This window comes from Neolewinella marina (assembly GCF_002631205.1).
Taxonomy (GTDB): Bacteria; Bacteroidota; Bacteroidia; order Chitinophagales; family Saprospiraceae; genus Neolewinella; species Neolewinella marina.
The window spans coordinates 128,400-151,100 of the sequence record NZ_PDLO01000002.1 but is presented as its reverse complement, the minus strand read 5'-3'; the positions used below and the strand labels follow the sequence as shown (position 1 = coordinate 151,100).

Here is a 22,701-nt window from a genome sequence, read left to right as displayed (position 1 = left end):
GAAAAAAGGCCCTTGTCGGGGCAATATTCAGGTAGTAAGGTCGTTAGGCGGCCCCTTCCACGGTGAAGAGGTAGCGGTTTTTCTTGCCGTTTTCCACCATGAGGTAGCGGCCGTGGAGGAGATCGGCGGGGCTGACCTCGGCGTCCACGTCGGAAACCTTTTCCTTGTTCACCGAGATGGCATTCCCCTGCACCGCCCGCTTCGCTTCGCTCTTGCTACCGGTCACGGTGCTGTGCTCGGAGAGGAGGTCCAACAGGGATACGGGGAGGACATCCGCAGCAATCGCAAAGGTGGGAATGTTGCCGCTCAGCGACCGGAAGGCCTTGGCGTCCAGGGCCCGCAGGTCTTCCGGCGTGGCACCCTTGCCCCACAGGAGGTTGGTGACCCGTTCGGCGGTCAGCAGTCCTTCGTCCCCGTGGATGCGGCGGGTGAGCTCGGCGGCGAGCCCGGTCTTGATGGCACTCACCTCCCGGTAGCGGTCCTCCCCGCCCAGGTGGGCCTCCAGTACGGCGCAGTCGGCCAGAATATCCTCCTTGTCGCGCAGGGAGAAGTACTTCAGGTAGGTGGCCACGTCGGCGTCGTCGGCCCGCACCCAGAACTGGTAGAAATCGTAGGGGCTGGTCAGCTCGGCGTCCAGCCAGATGTTGCCTTCGGCGCTCTTGCCGAACTTGCTGCCGTCGGCCTTGGTCAGCAATGGGGTGGTCACGGCGTAGGCTTTTGCCTCCAGGTTGCGACGCACGAATTCGGTGCCACTGGTGATGTTGCCCCACTGGTCGGAGCCGCCCATCTGGACGGTCACCCCCCGCTCGGCGTAAAGCTTCTGGAAGTCGTAGCCCTGCAGCAACTGGTAGCTGAATTCGGTGAACGACATGCCGGTTTCCAGGCGGTTTTTCACGCTGTCCTTGCTCATCATGTAGCTCACGGTCAGGGTTTTGCCCACCACCCGCAGGAAGTCCAGTACGTTCATTTCGCGGTAGAAGTCGAGGTTGTTGACCACCGTGGCTTCACTGCCTTGCCCGGCACCCGCGCCCGCCCGCAGCAGCCGCTCCATCTGTTGCCGCTGGTGAGCCAGGTTCCCATCGAGCTCGTCGTAGGTCTTCAGGTCGCGCTCCTGCTCCTTGAAGCTGGGGTCGCCGATGCGGCCGGTAGCGCCGCCAAAGAGCACCACGGCCTCATGCCCGGCCCGCATCCAGTGGAGCAGCAGCATCACCTGTACGTAGTTGCCGATGGTCAGGGAGGGGGCGGTGGGGTCGAAGCCGATATAGGCCCGGCGGGGGGCTTCGGCAAGGTGTTCCCGGATGCCCGGGGTAAGCTGGTGGAGCATGCCACGCCACTCGAGTTCGGCAATGAAATCCATAATGCGATTAGGGGTTATGCGTAGAAGGGCGCAAATATAGCATGGGGGCAACCGTTGGCGCGACCGCGGGTGCCACGACAAACGGAAAGGCCGGGCTTTTTGGTTCCGGACGCGGAGCCGAACGTACTATCTTTGCCCGTCCATGAACCTTCCCCTCTTCCTGGCCCGGGGCGTCGCCAAGGGCGGCAGTCAGTCGATCAGCCGTACCATCATCGGTATTGCCGTGGCGGCCGTGGCCATTTCCATGGCCGTCATGGTGCTCGCTAGCGCCCTCATCTCCGGCTTCAAGTCCGAAATCTCGGCCAAGATTTTCGGTTTCTGGGGGCACATCCACATCACCGAGGAGCAGGCTGCCAGCGACATCATGCTCACCTCGGAGTTTCCGATCAGCAACCGGCAGGAATTCTACCCGGGCCTGGCGGACCTGGGGCCCATCGAGTACCGGGATTTCACCGACCCCCTCGGCGGCAACGGCGGTGAACTGCGTACCACCCAGGCCGGAGTGAAGCACATCCAGCAGTTCATTCTGCTACCCGGCATCATCTCCTCCTTCCAGGAAGGGGAGCGGCTGGCCGATACCGAGCCCCTCATCCTGAAGGGCATCGCCGAAGACTTCGGCTGGGATGACTTCGGGCAGTACCTCGTGGAGGGCGAACCGCTGAACGTGGTCCCGGACTCCACCTCCCGCGACATCCTGATCTCCAACAGCACGGCCCGCCGGCTCCGGATCGGGGTGGGCGACCGGGTCGACTTCGTTTACTTCAGCGGACTGCGGGAGGAGAAGAACCGGGCCTTCACCGTACGGGGCATCTACAAGACCGGCCTGGAGGAGTACGACAGCAAATTCGCCATTGTCGACATCAAGCAGCTCCGCCGCTTGCTCAACTGGCAGGACGACCAGGTGGGCGGATTCGAGGTGATCCTGGAAGACATCGACGACCTGGACGCCTTTTCCGATTACATCCACTACGACGTCCTGCCCCAGCACCTATACGCCGACAGCATCCGCAACAAGCTGCGCGAACTCTTCAACTGGCTGGACATCCAGGACTACAACGGCATCATCATCCTGATCCTGGTAGTGCTGGTGGCCATCATCAACATGATGACCGCACTGCTCATTCTCATCCTGGAGCGGACCAATATGATCGGTACCCTGAAGGCACTCGGGCAGCACAACTGGGGCATCCGCAAGATCTTCCTCTACTACGCGGGCTTCATCGTGGTGGTGGGGCTGCTGCTCGGCAACGGACTCGGACTGGGACTGGCCTGGGTACAAAAGACCTACGGCGTCGTCCAGCTCGACGAAGAAAGCTACTACCTGGCCGTGGCACCCATCAAGCTGGAGTGGCTCACCATCCTGGGACTGAACGTGGGTACCTTCTGCGTCACCCTGCTGTTCCTGGTGCTGCCGTCTTACCTGGTTACCAAGATCGACCCGGTAAAGGCCATTCGGTTCAAGTAGCCCGGTCCCCGCGCCCGGTTCGCGAGCTTAGCTCGCGTTTCCAGGTATCCACACCAGCAACCCGCTGGGCACTCGCGGCTCAAAACGGGTACTCTTGGGGGGCAGGGTGCGCCCGGCCTGTACCTCTGTGAAGAAGCGGTCGCGGCTGAGGGGGAAGCCCAGCAATTTTATCTTTTCTTCGTAGCCCGCGTCGTAGTGCACCTGTCCCTCGATCACCGGGGGTGGATCCACGGAAGTGATGCGGGGGTCGCTGCGGGTATCGGTGATGCCGAAGACGCGTGGCAGGACTTCCGCATTGATCCAGCCCGGATCGGTATCGGTGGAAGCGCCGTCGCGCCGCGACAGCAGGAAGTGGTTGTCCCGGTAGCTCAGTAGCCATTCCCCGGCGTGGCCGGGCGGACGGGGGCAGGAGGTGGCCGAGATGGTAAAGAACGGTTCCAGCTGGTCCAGCAGGGTAGGGAGGGAGCGTCCTTCGCCGTCGATCAGGCGTAAAAAGGTGCCGATAAAAAGCTCTCCGGCCTCCACGATCACCACCGGGATGAACTGGCAGTCCGCCCGCCCTCCCGCGGCCAGTTGGGCGTGGGTGTAGGCCCGGTGGTGGCCGTCGGCAATGACCAGGGGGCCGGTGAGGGGCAGCGGCCCGTTGCCCGGCAGGGCGCCGCGCTGGAGGCGGTAGATGTGATTGTCGCCGTAAAAGACCACCGGGTCCGACTGGGCGTCGGGCAGGTTGCCGGACAGGGCGCCGTTCAGACTGGGTGTGGTCAGCAGGACGGGTTTTCCCAGGGCCCCGCGATCGGCGGAAACCAGCTGTTGCTGCCGGTTGAGGCGGGCGGTGAGGGTCTTTTCGTGGGGGCTCACCGTACCGTCGGAGAAACAATCGGCGGACAGCAGTCCGCAGACACCGTGGGCGGTGCGACCGTCCTCTCCGTTGCGGATGGTCAAACTCGGAAAGCAGGGCCCCTCCGTACAGGCGAAGGGGAAGGGAGACAACTGGCGGACACCGGCACGGGTGACGGGCAGGGCCTCGTGGATCCCGGGGGCGGGGTGGTAAAAGCGGGGGAAGGGGTGGAGGGCTGGCATCATGAGAGGGGTGGGAAATGTACCACCAATTGGCCAAAAAGAGAAAGGCGGGGCACAAGTGCCCCACCTTTCCTGAACTAAACCCCAGTTATAAAAAATCTTGTGGCGGCGTGGCGCCGCCGGTAGTCTGTCTGCAATATACGGCCGTGGCCGACAAATTATTGTAAAATGGTAAAAAATTTACCCGGGAAACCCCATGATTTCAATTTCTACACCCCATGGGGCGCCGCCGCACATTACGGTTGGGTGGTGGCACCGAAATCGAAGAGCAGGCTGAAGCGCAGGGTATTGTCCAGGGGGTTCCGTTGGTTGCTGGTGGGCACCAGGTAGCTCAGGTTGATGCCGAAGATATTGTACTTCAGGCCCAGTCCCGCGGTCAGGTAGCGTCGGCCGCCCTTGGTCTGGTTTTCGTGGAAGTAGCCGGCCCGCACGGCGAACTGCTGGGCGTACCAGTATTCGGCACCGACGCCGATGGTGAACTCCCGCAGCTCCTCGCTGAATCCGTCCGGCGCATCGCTGAAGCTGGTCAAAATGCCGGCGATGGGGGAGAGGTCGTCGATCTCGTTCTGGGTGCGCTGGCAGGTGGCCGTTCCGTCGCAGGGGGTAGGTACCAGCAGTTTGTTGGTCTCGGCGGTGAGGGTGATCTGGTTGTACTCGTCGAGGTTGATGGTGTAGGCCGCGCCCAGGGCCAGGTTGGCCGGCAGGAAGTCGCGGATGGTGTCCAGGGTGTAGGAGATCTTGTTGCCGATGTTGGTCACCGCACCGCCTACCGACAGGATGTTGCCGTTGGGGCCCAGGGGCTCACTGCGGAAATTGACGCCGAGGTCGGCGGCGAAGGCCTGTCCGGCCTGGATGATCTGCCCTTGCACCTGCTGTCCGGAGGCCAGGTTGGAGTTGATGTACTTCGCGGTGATCGACAGGCCCAGGTTCTGGGTCAGCCGGCGGCTGTAGGCCAGGGCTACCTCGAATTCGTTGGGTTTGCCGGTACCGAGGGAGGTGTTGTTCTCGTCGGTATACTGAATGTCACCCAGGCTGAAGTAGCGGAGGCTGGCCCCTACGGCCTGGTTTTCGTCCAGCTTCTTGAAGCCGCCGAGGTAGGCCAGGTAGACGTCGTTCAGTCCCAGGGCCTGCAGCCAGGGGGTGTAAGTTGCGCTGAGGGCGAGGTCTTCCTCGGAGAACGCCAGGCGGCTGGCGTTGTAGTGCATGGCGTTGGCGTCGGGGCTCAGGGCCACGCCCACGTCTCCCATGGCCGCGCCGCGGGCGTCGGGGGCGATCCGCAGGAAGGGAACGGCCGAAACCACGGTATTAACGCAGGGGCCGCCGGTGCCGGGCATGGTCTTGTTGCCGTCGGGACCCACGACGCAAGCGCCGATCTGGGCGTGGAGGGAGGTTCCCGGGCCGCAGAGCGCAGTGAGGGCAAGCAGGGTAAACAGTAGTTGTCGCATAGGTTGATTAAGATTCCGACGTAGTCAGGCGCAAAAGGCTAACCGGTGGGCGCCGCCTGGGGTTTGAGACTACCCAAACGCGGGGCTTCGCGTCCTTATTTTCCGCCTAGGGCGCAGATTTAGGACCCGGACGGGGCACATCGGGACAAAATTACGTTGAAACAGTTCACTACGGATCTTCAATAGCCCAAGAATGTTTGCCCGTTACCCCCTGTTCTTTCTTGCTCTCCTATCTCTGTCGCCCCTCGCGGCCCAGGTCGAAGTGAACCCCTATATCGGTTACCTACTGGGGGAGGACCGGCTCACGGTAGGGGAGGGTGGTTCCGTCCGGGAGTTCACCGGCACCCGCTACGCGGTAGGCGTCGACGCCCTGCTCGGGGCACGGCAACTCGCGCCCTCGGGCGGATTGCTGTACGTTCACCGGAAATTCTCCGGGGATGGCGGTACCGACTTTAGCTACGGCAGCGTCCACCTGCCGCTGGGGCTGGCCTACCGCGTATTGCCGCCCGACTTCGATCTCAACCTGGTGGCCAACCTGGCCGTCGCGCCGGGGTGGGTAGCCGGCGGCGGCACGGCCCCCGGTTTCGAGGGCAACCTGGACTGGAGCCTGCGCGGCGGCGTCCGCCTGTACCTGGACTACGTAACCCTGGGGGTGCACTACTTCGGCAGCTTTACGGATCATTATCCCCCGGACCGGGAGGTGGTCCCTCAGTGGATGCTTACCCTGGGGATACGGCTGTAGGCAGGGGGCGGCCTTCATTCTGATTCTAAAAGAGGTTCAGTTACTTCCGGTTGTCGTCAGGAGTGTTACCTTGCCGCCCGGCCAGCCCTCATTTGACGCTGAACTTGCGCAAGTAAACCTTTCGGGCTTTCTTTGCGGCCGCATTTAATCACAAAAGCCACCCCCTGATTATGGCAAGTATTGAAGAAAAAGTAAAGCAGATCATCGTTGACAAGCTTGGTGTTGACGAGTCTGAGGTAACCCGGGACGCCAGCTTCCAGAACGATCTGGGCGCCGACTCCCTCGACACCGTAGAACTCATCATGGAGTTCGAAAAAGAATTTGACATCAGCATCCCGGACGAGCAGGCGGAGAACATCCAGACTGTCGGCCAGGCCGTTACTTACCTTGAAAGCAGCGTGGAAAAGTAATTTTCCCGTCACCGCTTTTCTTCCGCCGCCCGATTACCCTGACAGGTAGCGGGCGGCGGTTTTTCTAGAATTAGCAGCAGCAACATGAAGCGAGTAGTCATCACCGGCATTGGCGCCCTTACCGCAATCGGCAATTCCGTCCCCGAATACCTTGAAGGTCTCCGCCAGGGCCGCAGCGGGGCCACGCCCATTACCCAATTCGACGCCGAAAAATTCAAAACGCAGTTCGCCTGCGAAGTGAAGGACTGGGACCCCACCACCCGCGTCGACAAGCGGGAGGCCCGCCGGCAGGATCGCTACACCCTCATGGCCCTCTATACCGCCGACGAGGCCCTGGAAATGGCCGGCCTCCTCGGAGAGGACCGGCAGACCATCGCTTCCGTTGACCCCGACCGCGCCGGCTGCATCTGGGCCAGCGGCATCGGCGGACTGCAGTCGCTGGAAGAACAGATCGAGATCTTCGACGCCGGCGACGGTACCCCCCGCTACAACCCCTTCATGATCCCCCGCATGATCGCCAACATGGGCGCCGGACACATCAGCATGCGGTACAACCTGCGTGGGCCCAGCTACGCTACGGTGAGCGCCTGCGCCTCCGGAGGCCACGCCCTGGCCGCCGCGGCCGACGACATCCGCCTCGGCCGGGCCGACGTGATGGTGACCGGCGGCTCCGAAGCCGTTATCTCCAAGGTGGCCATCGGCGGCTTCAACTCCATGAAGGCCCTCAGTACCCGCAACGACGACCCGGCCTCCGCCTCCCGCCCCTACGACGCCGACCGCGACGGCTTCGTGCTCGGCGAAGGCGCCGGTGCGCTGGTGCTGGAAAGCCTGGAACACGCCCAGGCCCGCGGTGCCACCATCCTGGCCGAAATTGGCGGCTACGCCGCCAGCTCGGATGCCTACCACATCTCGGCCCCCCACCCGGAAGGAACCGGCGCCAAGATGGCCATGCTCAACGCCATGAAGGACGCCGGGCTGTCGCCCGAGCAGGTCGATTACATCAATACCCACGGCACCTCCACCCCCCTGGGCGATACGGCCGAACTCAAGGCCATCCAACTGGCCTTCGGCGAATCGGTGTATGACCTCAACATCAGCTCCACCAAGTCGATGACCGGCCACCTGCTGGGCGCTGCGGCCGCCATCGAGTCGATCGCCTGCGTACTGGCCATCCAGCACGACTTCATTCCGCCGACGATCAACCACTTCACGGACGATCCGGCCATCGACCCCAAACTCAACCTCACCTTCAACGAGGCCGTCGAGCGGCCCGTTAGCGTGGCCCTGAGCAATACCTTCGGATTCGGCGGACACAACTCGGCGACGATCTTTAAGCGTTTTGCGGAGTAAATCGTTATACAGACAGCTTGCTATTGAGCGTTTAGCCCCCATATCGCCCGCCTTGTGATCAAAGCAGTACGAAGGATTTACAATCTTTACTTCTCCCCGGAGAAGGAACTGGTGCGGCGGCTGCGTCGGCTGTTGGGTTTTACCCCCGCCTACCTCAATATCTTCAAGCTCGCTTTCTCCCACAAAAGCAGCAACGACAACAACCGTCACCAGCCCTACGGCGGGCAGAACAACGAGCGGCTGGAATTTCTGGGCGACGCCGTCCTAGGCACCATTGTAGCCGAGTACCTCTATAAAAAGTACCCCACGGCCGACGAGGGCTTCCTGACCAAGATGCGCTCCAAGATCGTGAAGCGCAAGTCGCTCAACGCCATCGGCTACGATATGGGCCTCGATGAACTCCTCAGTACCTACAACAACACCCGCATCGCCCGCTCCATGCTGGGCAATGCCGTGGAAGCCCTCGTCGGGGCCGTATACGTCGAGCAGGGCTACACGGGTACGACCAACTTCGTGGTTCAGCGCATGCTGCGCGACTACGTCGACATCGAGAACCTGGAAACCTACGACGACAACTACAAGAGCCAGTTGCTGGAACACTGCCAGAAGAACGGCCAGAAAGTCGACTACGAAATCCTCAAACGTTTCAAGCAGGACAAGCGCGACCGCTTCCGCGTCGCCGTCACCATCAACGGCCGCCGCATGGCCGTCGGGGAGGATTTTAACAAGAAGAGCGCCGAACAGCTGGCCAGCCGCCGCGCCCTGAAGGACCTCGGGGTCGAGGCCGGCAACCAGTAGGCCGCGCCGCGAAAATAAAAGCGCCCCGCCCGCGTTGGTGCAGTACTCCCGTCCGGAGCGCCCGCGCTTGGCCGCTATTTTCGGTATGTTCACCGGGCGAAGCCATCAACCATGCCCCTGCCCACCACCTCCCGCTGGCCCCTCTACCTGTCCCTGATCGGACTGGTCATCGTGGTGGCTTCGGTGTGGTACACCAACCGCCTGGCCAACCAGCTTTCGGTGATCGAGGAGAACTACGTGCGCTTCTACGAGGCCTCGATGCGCGACATCAACAACTTCGACGGGGCCGCCGCCGCCGAGGACGTGTCCACCCAGCAGGCCATCATTGAAAACAACACCACCATCCCCGCCATCTGGGCCCTCCAGGGGGGAGGCTACGTGGAAGCCATCAACTGGGGCGGCCGGGAAGCCGATACGGCCTACATCCTCGAGCAACTCGACTACCTCAAGGAGTACGGTAAGCCCCCGGTGGAGATGCCCTACGGCGGGCTGATGTATTTCGGCACCAGTACCCTCATCCAGAAGCTGCGGTTATTCCCCTACATCCAGCTGGCCCTCATCGGCACTTTCCTCGTAGTGGGAATCTTCGGCATCAACCAGGCCCGGCGGGCGGAGCAGAACCGCGTCTGGGTGGGCATGGCCAAGGAAACGGCCCACCAGCTCGGCACCCCCATCAGCGCCATCATGGGATGGATCGAGCACCTGAACCTGACGTACGCCGATGACCCCGACCTCATGGAGGTGTCCGGGGAACTCCACAAGGACGTCCAGCGGCTGGAAATGGTGGCCAACCGCTTCAGCAAGATTGGCGCCACGCCGGAGCTATACCCCACCAATATCTACACCGAACTGGCCAAGTGCCGGGAGTACATGGAGAAGCGGGCCCCCCGCCGCGTACGCTTCGACTTTCCGCCGCCCGACGCCGGTGACCTGCCCGTGGCCATCAACCCCCTGCTCTTCGACTGGGTGATCGAAAACCTCCTCCGCAACGCCCTTGACGCCATGGACGGCAAGGGGCAGATCAGCAGCGTGGTCCACGAGAAGGACAACAAGGTGATCATCGACATCAGCGACACCGGCAAGGGCATCGCCCCCCGCCACGTGCGCCGGGTTTTCAAGCCCGGATTCACCACCAAGAAGCGGGGGTGGGGGCTCGGCCTCAGCCTCGTGCAGCGCATCATCGAGGAGTACCACCAGGGCCGCATCTCGGTGTTGTCGTCCGAACCCGGCAAGGGCACTACCTTTCGCATCGTTTTACCCCGCGCTACCCCCACCAAACCATGAGCCAAGACACCATCATTGCCGTCGCCACGCCCCCGGGCGAGGGCGCGATCGGCATCGTCCGCCTCAGTGGCCCCGACGCCATTCAACTGATCAATCCCTTCTTCCCCTCCCGCGACCTGCTGCGGGCCCGGGCCCGGCAGGCCTACTTCGGCACCCTCCGGGATGCGGAAGGGGAGGAAATCGACGAGGTGGTGCTCACCCTCTACCGGGCGCCGGCCTCCTACACCGGAGAGGACGCGGTGGAAATCAGTTGCCACGGCAGCCCCTACATCCTGCAGCGCATCGTGCAATTGGGCGGGGACGCGGGTGCCCGGCCCGCCGGGCCCGGGGAATTCAGCCAACGGGCCTTCCTGAACGGCAAGCTCGACCTGAGCCAGGCCGAGGCCGTATCCGACCTCATCGCCTCCCGCTCGGCGGCGGCCCACCGGATCGCCCTCGGACAGCTCCGGGGCGGCGTCAGCAACGAAATTGGCGACCTGCGGGCCCGCCTGATCGACTTCGCCAGCCTGATCGAACTCGAACTGGACTTCGCGGAGGAAGACGTGGAGTTCGCCGACCGCGGCCAGCTCTCCGAACTGGTGGCCGAGATCCGGTCCCGGATCGGCACCCTCACCACCTCCTTCCGCCTCGGAAACGCGATCAAGGAAGGCGTCTCCACCGTCATCGCCGGTCGCCCCAACGCAGGAAAGTCAACGCTGCTGAATGCCCTGCTGAACGAGGACCGCGCCATCGTTTCCAACATCCCCGGCACCACCCGCGATACCATCGAGGAAGCCGTCAACATCGGCGGCATCCGCTTCCGCCTGGTCGATACCGCCGGCATCCGCGACGCCTCCGACGCCATCGAGGCAATGGGGGTAGAGCGCACCCTGCAACAGGTAGCCGTGGGTCACGTACTCGTTTATGTTTTCGATGTGGTGGAGACTTCACCGGAAACCCTGGCCGCCGACCTCGACCGACTGTACCGCGAAGACCTCGAACTGGTGGTCGTGGCCAACAAGATGGACCTGAACCCGTACACGAAGTACGTCCACTATTTCGGCCCCGAGTACGCGGGCAAATGGCAGGTACCCCCCGAGCGCTTCGTTCCCATGATCGCCAGCGAACGCAGCAACCTCCAGTACCTCCAGGATACCCTCCTCAATATTGTTACCGACGGCCGCGGCGGCATAGACGCCCAGGAGATCATCCTGAGCAATGCCCGCCACTACGACGCCCTGCGCCGGGCCGATGCGGCCCTCGAACGGGTGGCCGAGGGGCTGCAGAGTGGCCTCTCGCAGGATTTCGTGGCCATGGACATCCGCCAGAGCCTACGCGACCTCGGAGAGATCACCGGCGAGATCACCACGGACGACCTGCTCGGCAACATCTTTTCCAACTTCTGTATCGGGAAGTAAATAAAAAAAGCCCGCCGAAACGGCGGGCCCGATATACACTCAAAACGTCAAACCTAAATTTCTTTACGCGTCGAGGCGGTAGAGCTCGAGCGACTCGATCATCCGGATCAGCTTGTCGGCGTACTTCGGATCGGTAGCGTAACCCGCTTCGCTCAGCCCCCGGGCCCAACTGCGGTAGTCGGTACGGTCGAGGCGGAAGAGATCCTGGTAGCGGTCCTTGCGAAGCAACTCCCCGTGGGCGCGGTAGCTCTCTTCCGGACTGGAGAAAATCCGGAAGAAATCCTTGTGGTGGTCGTCGCTGTGGTTGCTGCAGTGGCCCTTGCTGCAGTTCTTGCTGAAGCATTTCAGGCCGAAGTGGTTGTTGTTCTCCAGGGCCAGGGTGCTTTGGCCCACGCCACTTTCCAGCAGGCCCTGGGCCAGGGTGATGCTGGCCGGAATGCCCTCCTGCTCCATCTGTTCCAGGGCAATGTGTTTGTACTGCTTTACGTAGTCCAGTTGCTCCAGCTCCCGGGCCGTCCACTCCTGTTTGTTTCCCCCGAAGAGTGTGAAGTGATTCTCGGAACCGCCGCCGCCGTTACTGAACACCGAAGATTGTTTGATCCCGAGCCAGCTACCGCCGTCAATGCTGAGCGACAAGCTCAGTTCCTTGCGGGTAACAATAATTGCCAACAGGGCAAGCACGGCCACCTTGGTCCACGGACTGGTGATCTGCTGGTGCAGCCGGTGGTACAGGTTCTCGAAGTAAAGCCGCCAGCTGGAAGGAATGGGTAGGTTCATATCGATCGGGTTGCTTGTGGCTGCAAGGTAGGGCAAATGTTTTAAATTAAAACATTTTAAAACAAAAAGTTGATTGGGGGGGGGTGATTTGCCGCTATGCCACCCACTCCAAGGAGGTGGTAGCTACGGCGGCAGTATCTTGCGTAGCGTCAAATCCCTGCCCATGCTACGTCACCTTCTCCTTGCCGCCTCGTTTCTGCTGGCCGTTGGCGTACTGCCGGCCCAGAAGTACGGCCACCTCAACTTCGGCAACCTGCTGGCTACCATCCCCGGGACCGAGGCCGCCGAAGCCGAATTGTCCGCCTACAACGATGAGCTGGTGGAGGAAGGGGAGCGCATGGTGGCAGCCCTGCGGGCCCGCGTGGCGGAGATCGAAGCAATGGTAGAGGACCTCCCTCCCGTAGAACTGGACAAGTACCGCGCCGAGATCGAGCAGGGGCGCCGGGAGATTGCCGCGTACGAGCAGGAGGTGGGCCAGAAACTGGAAGCCCGCCGCCGGGAACTACTCGGTCCCCTGGTGGCTGAAGCCCGCGCCGCCGTCCAGACGGTAGCCCGGGAGAACGGGTATGAACTGGTGTTTGATACCTCCCAGTTCAATACGGTGCTCTTCGCCCGGGAATCCGACGACCTCATGGAGCTGGTCAGGAAGCAGCTCGGTTTGTAAACCGCTTGTAGAACCGCCGCCGCGAGCGGTCCAGGTGCAGGATGACGTCCTCCGTAAGGATGAAGCCAACGACCTCACCCCGGGAGTAGATCGCCGCCCCGTAAACGTCGGCGTCTACGATCCGTTCGGTCAGTACGAGCAGGCTTTCGGCCGCGGTAGCGGTGATGAATTCCGCTTCGTAGTAGAACTCCACCGGGTGCTCCCGGTCGGCCTCCCGCATCAGTACCTCCCGCTCCACGAAGCCACTCAACTGGTTCCAGTTGTCGTAGACCGGCAGCACCTTCGCGTCGGTGCCGGCGAAGATGGCCCGCGCGCGGTACACCCGGTCGGCGGCGTAGATCCGCTCGTTCAGCGGCGGCCGCAGCATTTCCGTGATGCTGGCCCGGGCGAGCCGCCGCCGCTGCCAGCCCCGGTTGAGTTCGATGGCGGAAAAGGAGACGATGAACAGGGCGCTCAGCCCCAGCAGGGGATCGCCGAGGTAGAAGGACACCCCCACCAGCCCGCCCCCGATCAGCATGCCGAGCAGGGTGGTGATCACGGTGGCGGAGCGTTCCCCCAGGGGCTTTTTCAGCAAGGCCCGCAGGATGCGCCCCCCGTCGAGAGGGTAGGCGGGCAGGAGGTTGCCGAGGGCCAGGATGGCGTTCACCGCCAGGGTGATCCCCAGCAGTTGCTCGGTCAGGCTCGGCAGTACGATGAGGTTGCCGAAGGGATTGAGGTAAAATTGAAGGAGGTAGGCCCCATTGGGCTGCCAGAGGAGCAGCGGCAGGGCCACCAGTGCCAAAAGGATGTTGGCCAGGGGGCCGGCGGCGTAGATCAGTACCTGGTCGAAGGTGCGCTCCGGTTCCTCGGGGATGAGGGCCCCACCGCCGAGGGGGAACAGAATAATCTTTTCGGCCCTTACTCCACGGGCCCGGGCGGTGAGGGCGTGACCGAGTTCGTGGACGAGCACGAAGAGGAACAGGAGGAGCGTAATGCCCGTCCACCATTGCACCTGCGTCCACCGCAACCCCAGTCCCGGCTGGTAAGCATATACCAGGATGGCGGCCGGCACCAGCAGGAAGGACCAGTGCAGTTCGGTGGGGATGCCAAGGATGCGGCCGATGCGCCAGGTGCGGAACAAGGGGGAAGTTTAGGTTGGCTCGTAGTTGCGGTTGATCCGGGGAAGGAACAACAGCGCTATCAAGCCGATCAACACGTTACAGCCGATATTGATGGAAAAGAAGGAAATATTCGCCCAGGCGAAGCCGTCTTCTCCGGCCACCCCGTAAAGTCCCAGGGCACTCTGGGCCAGGAAGTGGTAGCTGCCCATGCCCCCCGGACTGGGAATGACGATGCCCCAGCCCCCGCTGACGAAGGTGGTCAGGGCGGCTTCCGCACCCAGCCCGGCGGTGGGGCCGTAGGCCTGGAAGACGAATACCGTCATCAGGAAGTACATCAGCCAGATGTTGATGCTGTGGAGGACGAAGAGCCAGGGCTTCTCTACCGCGGCAATGGTCCGCAGCCCGTCCACGAAGCCGCGGATCACCCCGATCAGCCGGTCGCCGAGGCGGGTAGCCCCGATGCGGCGGCGCTGGAACCAGGCAAGAGCCAGTCCGGCCGTGCCCAGCACAACCAGGGTAATGAGCAGCCATTCGAGGCCGGCAAACCGGTCACCGAGGGAGGCGTTTTCCACCAGCCAGTTCATGATGCGGTCGCCGGCCAGCAGCAGGGTGAGTCCCGAGAGCGTTAGGAGGCAGATGACGTCGACCATGCGGTCCACGACCACGGTTCCGATCACCTTTTCCAGTTTCATCTTTTCGTAGCGCGCCATGGCCGCCGGGCGGGCAATCTCGCCGAGGCGGGGAAAGCCCAGGTTCGCCAGGTAGCCGAGGTTGATGGTCAGGAAGGCGTTGATCAGGCGGGGGCGCTTGCCGAAGGTGCGCAGCAGCATGTTCCAGCGCAGGGCCCGGCTGAGGTTGCTCACGCAGAAGGCCAGCAGGGTCATGCCCAGCCAGCCGAAATTGGCGCCGGCGAAGTCGCGCAGCACCTTGTCCAGGAGGCTGCATTCCCCCGCGGCCACGCCCCGTAGGGCACAGTCGGCGGCGTAGGCGTCTTGTTGGTTGCGGTACACCAGGTACAGGATACCGAAGCCCAGTCCGATGAAGACGATGAACTTCAGCAGGTTCGTAAGCGATTGCGACATGGGCGCGAAGATAGCCCCGCTACGGCCGTTTATAGGGGGGGCGGTAGCGGCGGGCCAGCAGGGCGGAATCGCCGCCCGTCAGGGTGCGGGCGTCGGGGTCGTAGCTGAGGCTGCCGCCGTCGAGCATGGCCAGGTTACCCAGGATGCAGGCCGCCGACGAGATCACCCCTTCCTCGATATCGGCTACCGGACGACTGCCCGTATCGATGGCGTGCAGGAAGTCAAGCATATGGGCCCGGGTGGCCGGTGCGGCGTGGAGCTCGATGTCCTTCTCGGTAACGTCTTCCGGAAATTTCTCCCGTTCGTACAGGGCCTCTACCCGCTGCGTTTCTCCGCCGGTGGGGGTGAAGTCGTATTTGTGGGGGTCGGCCTCCAGGGTGCCGCGGTCGCCGTAAATTTTCATCGACCAGGGGAATTCCGGATCGGGGGCCTTGCCCCAGGTGCGGTGCTGCCACACGCAGCTCAGGCCGTCGTACTCAAAGACCACGTGCTGGGTATCGGTAATGGTAGCGTCAGCGGCCGTTTCCACGTAGATGCCCCCGGTACTGCTCACCTCCAGGGGCCAGCCCAGGTCAAGCATCCAGCGGGTCATGTCGAACATGTGGACGCACATGTCGCCCACGATGCCGTTGCCGTAGGCCCAGAAGGCTCGCCAGCGCCGGTGGGGCAGCCCCTTGTACGGCAGCAGGGGCGCGGGGCCCGTCCAGCGGTCGTAGTCGAAAAAGGCCGGCACCGGTTCTTCCTGCCGCACCGCCCGGTCGCGCATGCTGTAGTAGCAGCAGATTTCGACGTGGGCCACCGTACCTAGCTTTCCGGCGTCGACAATGTCGCGCTTGGCCTGTACCAGGTGGGGGGTGCTGCGGCGCTGCAATCCTACCTGTACCACCCGTTCGTGGCGGCGGGCGGCGTCGAGCACGGCCTCACACTCCCGGATGTCTACCCCGACGGGCTTTTGCAGGTAGACGTGGGCGCCGGCCTCGATGGCGGCGACGGCCTGCAGGGCGTGCCAGTGGTCGGGGGTACCCACCAGGACGATCTCCGGTTTTTCTTTTTCCAATAGTTGCCGGTAGTCGGCGTAGCGCCGGGGGCGGGCACCGGGCTGCCGCTCCTTCAGCAGGGCCGCGGCGCCTTCCAGCATGTGTTCGTCCACGTCACAAAGTCCCACTACTTCCACGTCGGCAACCTGCAGCAGCCGCAGGAGGTCACTCTTGCCGTACCATCCACAGCCGATCAGGGCTACTTTCCGGGGGGCGGCGGAGCGCGGGTGCGGGGTCCGGTGGGGAAGGGCACTGAGCGGCAGGCCCGTGAGCAATACGGGGGCGGTCTGGAGAAAGGCGCGTCTTTTCATGGAGGGTGTTTGTGCGGGGTGTCCGCTAATATAGCAGCTTCAGAAGCGGTTGTCCAGCCAGTCGGCAATGCGCTGGAGCACTTCCGGGGCGAGGGTGGTTTCAATGGCGCCGTACTCGGCCGGGTGGCCCGTAGTGGCGGGCTGGAACAGGTGATTCAGACCGGGCAGGACGATGGCCGTTACCTCCAGATTGCCGGCACGGGTGAGGGACTCTTCCAGGGCGGTGAGGTTGCCGGGGCTGACCTGCAGATCTTTCTCCCCGTTCAGGGCCAGTACCGGTACGGAGACCTGGGACAGGTAATCCGCCGGGTCCAGGGAGAGGAAGTAGCGGAACCAGGCACTGCTCAACCCCCGGGCGTAGGTAGCGGCAAATAACTCCGGGTCGGAGATACTCGCCCGCACGGGCGGAGCCAGCTGGGGCAAGAGAGAGAGGATGGTGTCCTGCAGTCCGGCCACGAAAGTCGCCGAGTCTAGCTCGGGATGCCGGCGGACAAAAGTGAAGGCCCCACGCACCACGGGCTCGTCGGGGGTGGTCTGCCCGGCGATCATCCGTCGTTGCTCGAGCATGAGGCTATCGATCGGGAGCCCCGGTGCGGCCAGCAGAATCAGGTAGTCAACGGCGGCTCCCGAGGCCACAACCATGGGAGCGATCAATCCGCCTTCACTGTGACCGATCAGGCCCAGGGGCAGGTGCTGCACGTCGGGGAGGTGGCGCAGGTAGGCAACCGCTGCGGCGGCATCGGCGGCGAAATCGGCAGAGGTGGCGCCGGAGAACCGGCCGCTGCTTTCCCCCACGCCCCGGTCGTCGTACCGCAGCACCCCGTAGCCCCGCCGGGTGAGGTAGTCGCTCAGCACCAGGAAGGGGCGGTGGTTGATGTGGGGACCGAGGTCTTCGTTCCGATCTTGGGGGCCGGAGCCCGTCAGGAGAATGGCCACGGCACGGATGGCCCCCGAATCGGGCACGGTCAGTTCACCGGCCAGTTCCACCCCCGGGGCCCCGCCCGGGAAGCGGACGGCCTCCCGCCGGTAGGGGAAGTCCGTCGGATCCTGGGGGCGGAGGCTGTCGCTGACCAAAGGGGTAAAATCGCCGCCGCCCTCCGCCCGCAACCCGCATAGAAGGGGGATGAGGAGGAGGGCGGCGAACAGACTGCATGGTAGCATGGCGGGTGATTCAGGGGGCGGGCACCCCCTTGGTTCAGTTGTCGGTGGAAGGTGCCGGCTCAGCGGGTGCCTCATTTTCCTCCTCCTGCAGCACCCGGGTGTCGTAGGTGCCGATGCCCTGGTCCTTGAGCCAGGTCTGGTGGGCGCGGAGGCGGCGGCGGAAGTCGTCCCAGTCGCGCCGCTCCTGGGGCGTCCACCCGACTTCGGCCAGGGCCAGCAGGCGGGGGAAGGTGAGGTAGTCGATGTCCTCCAGGTTCTGGATGGTCTCTCCCCACAGCGGGGCTTCCACGCCCATGATGTCGGAGTCGGTGAGGCCCTCGGCCAGGTTGGCGGGGTCCCACAGGTAGGCCGAGTCCACCTCGATGTACGCGGCCCAGTGGAGTCCGATGCGGGAGGTGCTGTCGTACTGCATGTCGAGGTAAGCGCGGGTGGCGGGACTCATCAGTACGGGGTTGCCGGCGGCCTTTGCCTTCAGGGCGTAATCGGGGTGGGCCCACAGCTGGACGACGGTACCGGGATCGAGGGCGGCGGTGGCCACTTCGTCCCAGCCCATGGGCTGCTTGCCGTTGCGCTTGATGATCTTCTGTACTTCGTTGACGAACTTGACGTAGTCCTCGTGGTCGGTGGCGTCGCTCTCGTCGCCGCCGAGGTGGAAGTAGGGGCCAGGGGTCAGGGCGCCGATTTCCCGGACTACGTCGTCGATGAAGACGTAGACGGAATCCTGGTCAGTATCCAGGGTGCTGAAGCCCACCCGCGTACCGGTGTAGGGCTCGGTGGCCTTGCCGTCTTCGTTGAGGATGGGGTAGGCCGACAGGGCCGCGTTGGTGTGGCCGGGCATATCGATTTCGGGGACGATGGTGATGCCCCGGGCGGCGGCGTAGGCCACGATGTCGCTGTACTGCTCCTGGGTGTAGAAGCCGCCGGGGGTGCCGCCGACCTCCGACTTGCCGCCAATCTCGGTGAGCTTGGGCCACGACTTGATTTCGATGCGCCAGCCCTGGTCGTCGCTCAGGTGGAGGTGGAGGTGATTGATCTTGTAGGGCGCAATGCGGTCAATGACGGCCTTGACCTCCTCGACTTCGAAGAAGTGGCGGGCCACGTCCAGCATGAAGCCGCGGTAGGGGAAGCGCGCCTCATCCGAAATGGTGCCTTCGGAGATGTACACGGCACCCGCGTCCGCGCCCGAAAAATGAAGCACCTGCTCGAGGGTCTTGACGGCGTTGAGCATGCCGTCGCGGGTACCCGCACTCACCTCGATGTTGCCGTCGCGGAAATTGATGCGGTAGGCCCCCTCGGCAAGGTCGCTGCGCACGTCGAACTGCAGCGGCAGCACCAGGTCGGGCAGGCGGCTGTACAGGTAGCGCTGGGCGTCACCGATGATGGCGTCGGAGCTGGGCATCACCTGACCGGTGTAGGTCTCGTAGTAGGCGTCGCCCTCGCCGTCGGTGATGGAGGCCGGCAGCGGGATGAGCGGCAGTTCCGACAGGGCGGGTACCTCGGCGGGTTTGGGGGGCGGCTCACTGCCGCAGGCGGTCAGGAAGGCCAGGAAAAGCAGGGGGAAGAAACGCACCACGGAATAACTGAGATTTGGTAGAAGGGAAAGGTAATTCAAAAATGGGAAGCGCAAAAAAGGGGGCGGCCACTGGAAATCTCCAAAATTCCGGGCCGGAAACCAGCGGGGTGGCTTTACCTTTGCGGCGATAACGGGGTGCTGTCCCTCCTTCGGGGCGGCTGAGATCATACCCTTTGAGATTCATTCAAGGAACCTGCCCGGGTAATGCCGGGAAGGGAAAAACAAGTTCGCATGAAGCGTATTACGCTGAGCGCCGTCGCGCTCCTCTTCCTCCAATTCGTGGCTGCCCAGCAAACCGTCGACACCATCAGCAGTGTCTACGACTTTGACTATCCCATCACCGTGACGGCCACGGCCGCCCGGGCAGAAACGCCGGTCACCTTCGTCAACCTGACCCGCAAGGACCTCGCCGCGCGCAACCTCGGTCAGGACGCCCCCTACCTCCTCAAGTGGACGCCCTCGGTGGTGGTCAACTCCGACGCCGGCACAGGGGTAGGGTACACCGGCATCTGGATCCGTGGCAGCGACCCCACCCGCACCAACGTGACCATCAACGGCATCCCCTACAACGACTCCGAAAGCCAGGGCGTCTACTGGGTCAACCTGCCCGACTTCAGCTCCTCCGCCGATATGGTGCAGATACAGCGGGGCGTGGGTACGAGCACCAACGGGGCCGGGGCGTTCGGGGCTACCATCAATTTCACCACCACCAGCGAGGACGCCGAACCGGGACTGGAGATCGACGGCGGCGTGGGGAGCTTCGGCACTCGCCGCGGCGTGGTGCAGTACCGCGGCCGCACGGAAGACGGGCTGCGCGTTTCCGCCCGCTACAGCAAGATCCATTCCGACGGCTACGTGGACCGCGCCCGCGCCGACCTCGACGGCTACTACGCCTCCATCGGCAAGGAAGTGGGCTCCGCCCTGCTCAGTTTCGTGGCCTTCGGGGGGCACGAGGTGACCTACCAGAGCTGGAACGGCGTGACCCAGGACGAAATCGACACCTACGGCCGCACCTACAACTCGGTGGGCACCGAAAAGGAAGGCGAGCCCTACGACAACGAGGTCGACAACTACCGGCAGAACCACTACCAGCTGCACTACAACGATCGCCTCAACGACCGCTACGACCTCACCATCAGCGGCCACTACACCCGGGGGCTGGGCTACTTTGAGCAGTACAAGGCCGACGAGAGCCTGTCCGACTACGGCATCGCCGCCGCGGTGGCCGAGAGCGACCTGATCCGCCGCCGCTGGCTCGACAACCACTTCTACGGAACCGTCTACAGCCTGCGGTACCGCCACGCCGGGTGGGACGTGACCCTGGGCGGCTCGGCCAACGAGTACCTGGGCGACCACTACGGTGAGGTCATCTGGGCCCGCAACGCCGGCGACTCCGAGATCCGCGACCGCTACTACGCCAACGACGCCACGAAGCGGGACTTCAGCAACTACCTGCGCGCCAACTATACCCTGGCCGAAGGACTGAGCGCCTACCTCGACGGGCAGATCCGCCACGTGGCCTACGAATTCCTGGGGCCGGACGAAAACTTCAACGAACTCGAGCAACGGGCCGCCCATACCTTCTTCAACCCCAAGGCCGGTCTCGTCTACCAGCCCGCCCGCGGTACCCGCCTGTACGGCAGCTTCGGCGTGGCCCAGCGGGAACCCAACCGCAACGACTTCGTCGACAACCCCGCCGCCACCCGCCCCGTCCCCGAAAAGCTGTACAACACCGAAATCGGCTACAACCGCACAACCGGCCGCGCCAACTACGGCGTCAACGTCTACCATATGGCCTACCAGGACCAGCTCGTCCTCACCGGTGCCCTCAACGACGTAGGGGAGTACATCCGCACGAACGTCCCGGAGAGCTACCGCCTCGGACTGGAGCTGCAGGGTGGGGTGCAACTCGCCGACTACTTCACCCTGGGCGGCAACCTGACCCTGAGCCGCAACCGGGTAGGCCGGTTCACGGAAATCCTGGACGACTACGACGCCAACTTTGAATACCTCGGTCAGGTGGAGGTGGTACGGGAGGATACCCCCCTGGCCTTCAGCCCCAACGTCACCGGCGCCGTGGAGCTAGGCTACGACCGCACCATCCGGGAGCACGGCCTGTCGGCCGCCCTGCAGACCAAGTACGTCGGCGACCGCTACGTGGACAACAGCGGCGCCGCAGAGAGCAAACTGGACGGCTACTACTACACCGACCTGCGCCTGGGCTATACCCTGCAGGAACGGTACCGCATCACCTTTATGCTGCGCAACCTCACCGGCCAGCTCTACAGCAGCAACGGCTGGGGCTACCGCTATCAGTTGGATGGCGCACCCACGACGCTGATGGGCATGTACCCCCAGGCGGGGCGGAATTTCATGCTGAGCTTCGGGGTGACGCTGTAGACTGGATAACATCCTGCGCCCTTTCCCCCGGAGAGGGCGCATTTCGCGTCCTGGTAACGCTTCCTTAAGCACCCCTCGCCGTTATTTTTGCGTTGTTAGGGCGAATAACCGGACGACACGTGAAAAATTTCCTGCTTTCCTTCCTCATCATCCTGGCTGCCTTCGCCGCCGGGCGCTATCTCTTCCCCGCCGAAGCGGCTTCCCCGCCGGCCATGCTGAACGTGGTCTCCCCCCAGCCGGTACTCAATGTTGGCGGCCCGGGGGAGCGCGTTGAACCGGGTGACGTAACCCTGGCCTCCACCCCCGAGGAGGAGCGCACCATTCGCCTCTTCGAGGAGGCTTCTCCGGCCGTGTGCTTCATTACCACCAAAGCCATCCGCCGCTCCTTCTGGAGCTACGGGGAGGTGGAGAGCGGTTCGGGATCCGGCTTCCTTTGGGACCGGCAGGGGCACGTCATCACCAACTTTCACGTCATTAACGGGGCAAATACGAGCTCCATCGCCGTCACCCTGAGCAACGGCAAGACCTACAAGGCCCGGGTCGTGGGCTTTGAGCGGGAGAAGGACCTGGCCGTCCTCAAGATCGACGCCCCCGCTTCGGAGTTGCAGCCCATCCGCGTGGGCAGCAGCCAGAACATCCGCGTAGGCCAGTCGGTCTACGCCATCGGCAACCCCTTCGGGCTGGACCAGACCCTGACCACCGGTGTCGTGTCGGCCCTCGACCGGGAGATCCGCAGCCAGGCCGGCGTACCCATCAAGGGCGCTATCCAGACCGACGCGGCCATCAACCCGGGCAACTCCGGCGGCCCCCTGCTGAACAGTTCCGGGGAGCTCATCGGCGTCAACACCAGCATCTACAGCCCATCCGGCGCTTCGGCGGGAATCGGGTTTTCCATTCCCGTGGACGTGGTGCGCTACGTGGTGAACGACGTCATCCGCTACGGGGAGGTGCGGCGGCCGGTACTCGGTGCCGACCTGCGGCAGTACGGCCGCATCAAGGGGCTCATCTTCGTCACCGTGGATCCGGGCGGCGGAGCGCAGGCTGCCGGGCTGCAGGGGCTGAGCCGCGACGCACGCGGTAGCCTGGTACTCGGCGACGTACTGGTCGCCATTAACGACAATCCCATCCGCACCACTTCCGATCTCTACCTCGAACTCGAAAAGTACAAGCCCGGCCAGGTGGTCACCCTGACCATCATCCGCGGCGACCGCGAGGGCAAGGTTGACGTCCGCCTCGGGAGCTCGGTGGACGGCTGAGGCACCGGTGGC

At 63.6% G+C, this 22,701-nt stretch carries 19 protein-coding genes; 10 read left to right on the top strand and 9 right to left on the bottom strand.

Going from position 1 to position 22,701, the window contains the following annotated elements; translation table 11 throughout:
* Positions 1–43 precede the first annotated feature (43 nt).
* Positions 44–1,357, bottom strand: a complete 1,314-nt coding sequence (tyrS, locus tag CGL56_RS06145) for a tyrosine--tRNA ligase (RefSeq protein ID WP_099105655.1) — start codon at positions 1,355–1,357, stop codon at positions 44–46.
* A 142-nt stretch (positions 1,358–1,499) separates the two neighbouring features.
* Between tyrS and CGL56_RS06140 the strand changes: the two genes are divergently transcribed.
* Positions 1,500–2,822: an ABC transporter permease gene (locus tag CGL56_RS06140; RefSeq protein WP_099105654.1), complete on the top strand. Its 1,323-nt coding sequence runs from the start codon at positions 1,500–1,502 to the stop codon at positions 2,820–2,822.
* A gap of 27 nt (positions 2,823–2,849) precedes the next feature.
* Here CGL56_RS06140 and CGL56_RS06135 read toward each other — a convergent pair whose 3' ends face one another.
* Positions 2,850–3,905, bottom strand: coding sequence for a DUF1015 family protein (locus tag CGL56_RS06135; RefSeq protein WP_099105653.1), 1,056 nt, complete (start codon positions 3,903–3,905; stop codon positions 2,850–2,852).
* Between the two features lie 233 nt (positions 3,906–4,138).
* Positions 4,139–5,347: a type IX secretion system outer membrane channel protein PorV gene (gene porV, locus CGL56_RS06130; RefSeq protein ID WP_099105652.1), complete on the bottom strand. Its 1,209-nt coding sequence runs from the start codon at positions 5,345–5,347 to the stop codon at positions 4,139–4,141.
* A gap of 193 nt (positions 5,348–5,540) precedes the next feature.
* On the opposite strand from porV, the gene CGL56_RS06125 reads away from it, so the two are divergent.
* The 6 genes from CGL56_RS06125 (at position 5,541) to mnmE (ending at position 11,328) form a co-directional block, all read left to right on the top strand.
* Positions 5,541–6,089 (top strand): hypothetical protein, encoded by a 549-nt coding sequence (locus tag CGL56_RS06125; RefSeq protein WP_099105651.1) that lies wholly within the window; start codon positions 5,541–5,543, stop codon positions 6,087–6,089.
* Positions 6,090–6,259: 170 nt separating this feature from the next.
* Positions 6,260–6,499, top strand: coding sequence for an acyl carrier protein (locus tag CGL56_RS06120; protein ID WP_099105650.1), 240 nt, complete (start codon positions 6,260–6,262; stop codon positions 6,497–6,499).
* Positions 6,500–6,583: 84 nt separating this feature from the next.
* The gene (fabF, locus tag CGL56_RS06115) at positions 6,584–7,849 is read left to right on the top strand and encodes a beta-ketoacyl-ACP synthase II (protein WP_099105649.1); all 1,266 of its coding nucleotides are present in this window, start codon (positions 6,584–6,586) and stop codon (positions 7,847–7,849) included.
* Positions 7,850–7,903: 54 nt separating this feature from the next.
* Positions 7,904–8,647: a ribonuclease III gene (rnc, locus tag CGL56_RS06110; RefSeq protein ID WP_245851933.1), complete on the top strand. Its 744-nt coding sequence runs from the start codon at positions 7,904–7,906 to the stop codon at positions 8,645–8,647.
* Positions 8,648–8,758: 111 nt separating this feature from the next.
* Positions 8,759–9,931, top strand: a complete 1,173-nt coding sequence (locus tag CGL56_RS06105) for a sensor histidine kinase (protein WP_209280335.1) — start codon at positions 8,759–8,761, stop codon at positions 9,929–9,931.
* On the top strand, positions 9,928–11,328 hold the full coding sequence (gene mnmE / locus CGL56_RS06100; RefSeq protein ID WP_099105648.1) for a tRNA uridine-5-carboxymethylaminomethyl(34) synthesis GTPase MnmE: 1,401 nt from the start codon (positions 9,928–9,930) through the stop codon (positions 11,326–11,328). The genes CGL56_RS06105 and mnmE overlap by 4 nt, the downstream gene beginning before the upstream one ends.
* Positions 11,329–11,391: 63 nt before the next feature.
* On the opposite strand, the gene CGL56_RS06095 is transcribed toward mnmE, so the two are convergent.
* A complete protein-coding gene (locus tag CGL56_RS06095; protein ID WP_099105647.1) occupies positions 11,392–12,105 on the bottom strand; it encodes a glycoside hydrolase family 73 protein in 714 nt (237 codons plus the stop codon).
* Between the two features lie 163 nt (positions 12,106–12,268).
* Here CGL56_RS06095 and CGL56_RS06090 point away from each other — a divergent pair, with 163 nt between their 5' ends.
* A complete protein-coding gene (locus CGL56_RS06090; RefSeq protein WP_099105646.1) occupies positions 12,269–12,769 on the top strand; it encodes an OmpH family outer membrane protein in 501 nt (166 codons plus the stop codon).
* Here the strand turns inward: CGL56_RS06090 and CGL56_RS06085 are convergent.
* The 5 genes from CGL56_RS06085 to CGL56_RS06065 are packed head-to-tail and all read right to left on the bottom strand — an operon-like array spanning position 12,747 to position 19,033.
* Positions 12,747–13,889 (bottom strand): M50 family metallopeptidase, encoded by a 1,143-nt coding sequence (locus CGL56_RS06085; protein WP_099105645.1) that lies wholly within the window; start codon positions 13,887–13,889, stop codon positions 12,747–12,749. The genes CGL56_RS06090 and CGL56_RS06085 overlap by 23 nt on opposite strands.
* Positions 13,890–13,898: 9 nt before the next feature.
* Positions 13,899–14,951: a lysylphosphatidylglycerol synthase transmembrane domain-containing protein gene (locus CGL56_RS06080; RefSeq protein WP_099105644.1), complete on the bottom strand. Its 1,053-nt coding sequence runs from the start codon at positions 14,949–14,951 to the stop codon at positions 13,899–13,901.
* Positions 14,952–14,970: 19 nt separating this feature from the next.
* Entirely contained in the window at positions 14,971–16,299 is a 1,329-nt protein-coding gene (locus CGL56_RS06075; RefSeq protein WP_099105643.1) for a Gfo/Idh/MocA family protein, read from the bottom strand.
* A gap of 39 nt (positions 16,300–16,338) precedes the next feature.
* Positions 16,339–17,460, bottom strand: a complete 1,122-nt coding sequence (locus CGL56_RS06070; RefSeq protein ID WP_167641618.1) for an alpha/beta hydrolase family protein — start codon at positions 17,458–17,460, stop codon at positions 16,339–16,341.
* Between the two features lie 34 nt (positions 17,461–17,494).
* Entirely contained in the window at positions 17,495–19,033 is a 1,539-nt protein-coding gene (locus CGL56_RS06065) for a family 20 glycosylhydrolase (protein ID WP_245851932.1), read from the bottom strand.
* A 231-nt stretch (positions 19,034–19,264) separates the two neighbouring features.
* On the opposite strand from CGL56_RS06065, the gene CGL56_RS06060 reads away from it, so the two are divergent.
* Positions 19,265–21,433, top strand: coding sequence for a TonB-dependent receptor (locus CGL56_RS06060; protein ID WP_167641619.1), 2,169 nt, complete (start codon positions 19,265–19,267; stop codon positions 21,431–21,433).
* 119 nt (positions 21,434–21,552) lie between these two features.
* Positions 21,553–22,689 carry a S1C family serine protease gene (locus tag CGL56_RS06055; protein ID WP_245851931.1) on the top strand — a complete coding sequence of 379 codons (1,137 nt, stop codon included), beginning with the start codon at positions 21,553–21,555 and terminating at the stop codon, positions 22,687–22,689.
* The last annotated feature ends 12 nt before the right edge of the window (positions 22,690–22,701 follow it).

Excerpts from the sequence above, each read along its gene's own strand:
- tyrS (WP_099105655.1), bottom strand. The coding sequence starts at position 1,357 with ATGGATTTCATTGCCGAACTCGAGTGGCGTGGCATGCTCCACCAGCTT.
- CGL56_RS06140 (WP_099105654.1), top strand. The coding sequence starts at position 1,500 with ATGAACCTTCCCCTCTTCCTGGCCCGGGGCGTCGCCAAGGGCGGCAGT.
- CGL56_RS06135 (WP_099105653.1), bottom strand. The coding sequence starts at position 3,905 with ATGATGCCAGCCCTCCACCCCTTCCCCCGCTTTTACCACCCCGCCCCC.
- porV (WP_099105652.1), bottom strand. The coding sequence starts at position 5,347 with ATGCGACAACTACTGTTTACCCTGCTTGCCCTCACTGCGCTCTGCGGC.
- CGL56_RS06125 (WP_099105651.1), top strand. The coding sequence starts at position 5,541 with ATGTTTGCCCGTTACCCCCTGTTCTTTCTTGCTCTCCTATCTCTGTCG.
- CGL56_RS06120 (WP_099105650.1), top strand. The coding sequence starts at position 6,260 with ATGGCAAGTATTGAAGAAAAAGTAAAGCAGATCATCGTTGACAAGCTT.
- fabF (WP_099105649.1), top strand. The coding sequence starts at position 6,584 with ATGAAGCGAGTAGTCATCACCGGCATTGGCGCCCTTACCGCAATCGGC.
- CGL56_RS06105 (WP_209280335.1), top strand. The coding sequence starts at position 8,759 with ATGCCCCTGCCCACCACCTCCCGCTGGCCCCTCTACCTGTCCCTGATC.
- mnmE (WP_099105648.1), top strand. The coding sequence starts at position 9,928 with ATGAGCCAAGACACCATCATTGCCGTCGCCACGCCCCCGGGCGAGGGC.
- CGL56_RS06095 (WP_099105647.1), bottom strand. The coding sequence starts at position 12,105 with ATGAACCTACCCATTCCTTCCAGCTGGCGGCTTTACTTCGAGAACCTG.
- CGL56_RS06090 (WP_099105646.1), top strand. The coding sequence starts at position 12,269 with ATGCTACGTCACCTTCTCCTTGCCGCCTCGTTTCTGCTGGCCGTTGGC.
- CGL56_RS06080 (WP_099105644.1), bottom strand. The coding sequence starts at position 14,951 with ATGTCGCAATCGCTTACGAACCTGCTGAAGTTCATCGTCTTCATCGGA.
- CGL56_RS06075 (WP_099105643.1), bottom strand. The coding sequence starts at position 16,299 with ATGAAAAGACGCGCCTTTCTCCAGACCGCCCCCGTATTGCTCACGGGC.
- CGL56_RS06070 (WP_167641618.1), bottom strand. The coding sequence starts at position 17,460 with ATGCTACCATGCAGTCTGTTCGCCGCCCTCCTCCTCATCCCCCTTCTA.
- CGL56_RS06060 (WP_167641619.1), top strand. The coding sequence starts at position 19,265 with ATGAAGCGTATTACGCTGAGCGCCGTCGCGCTCCTCTTCCTCCAATTC.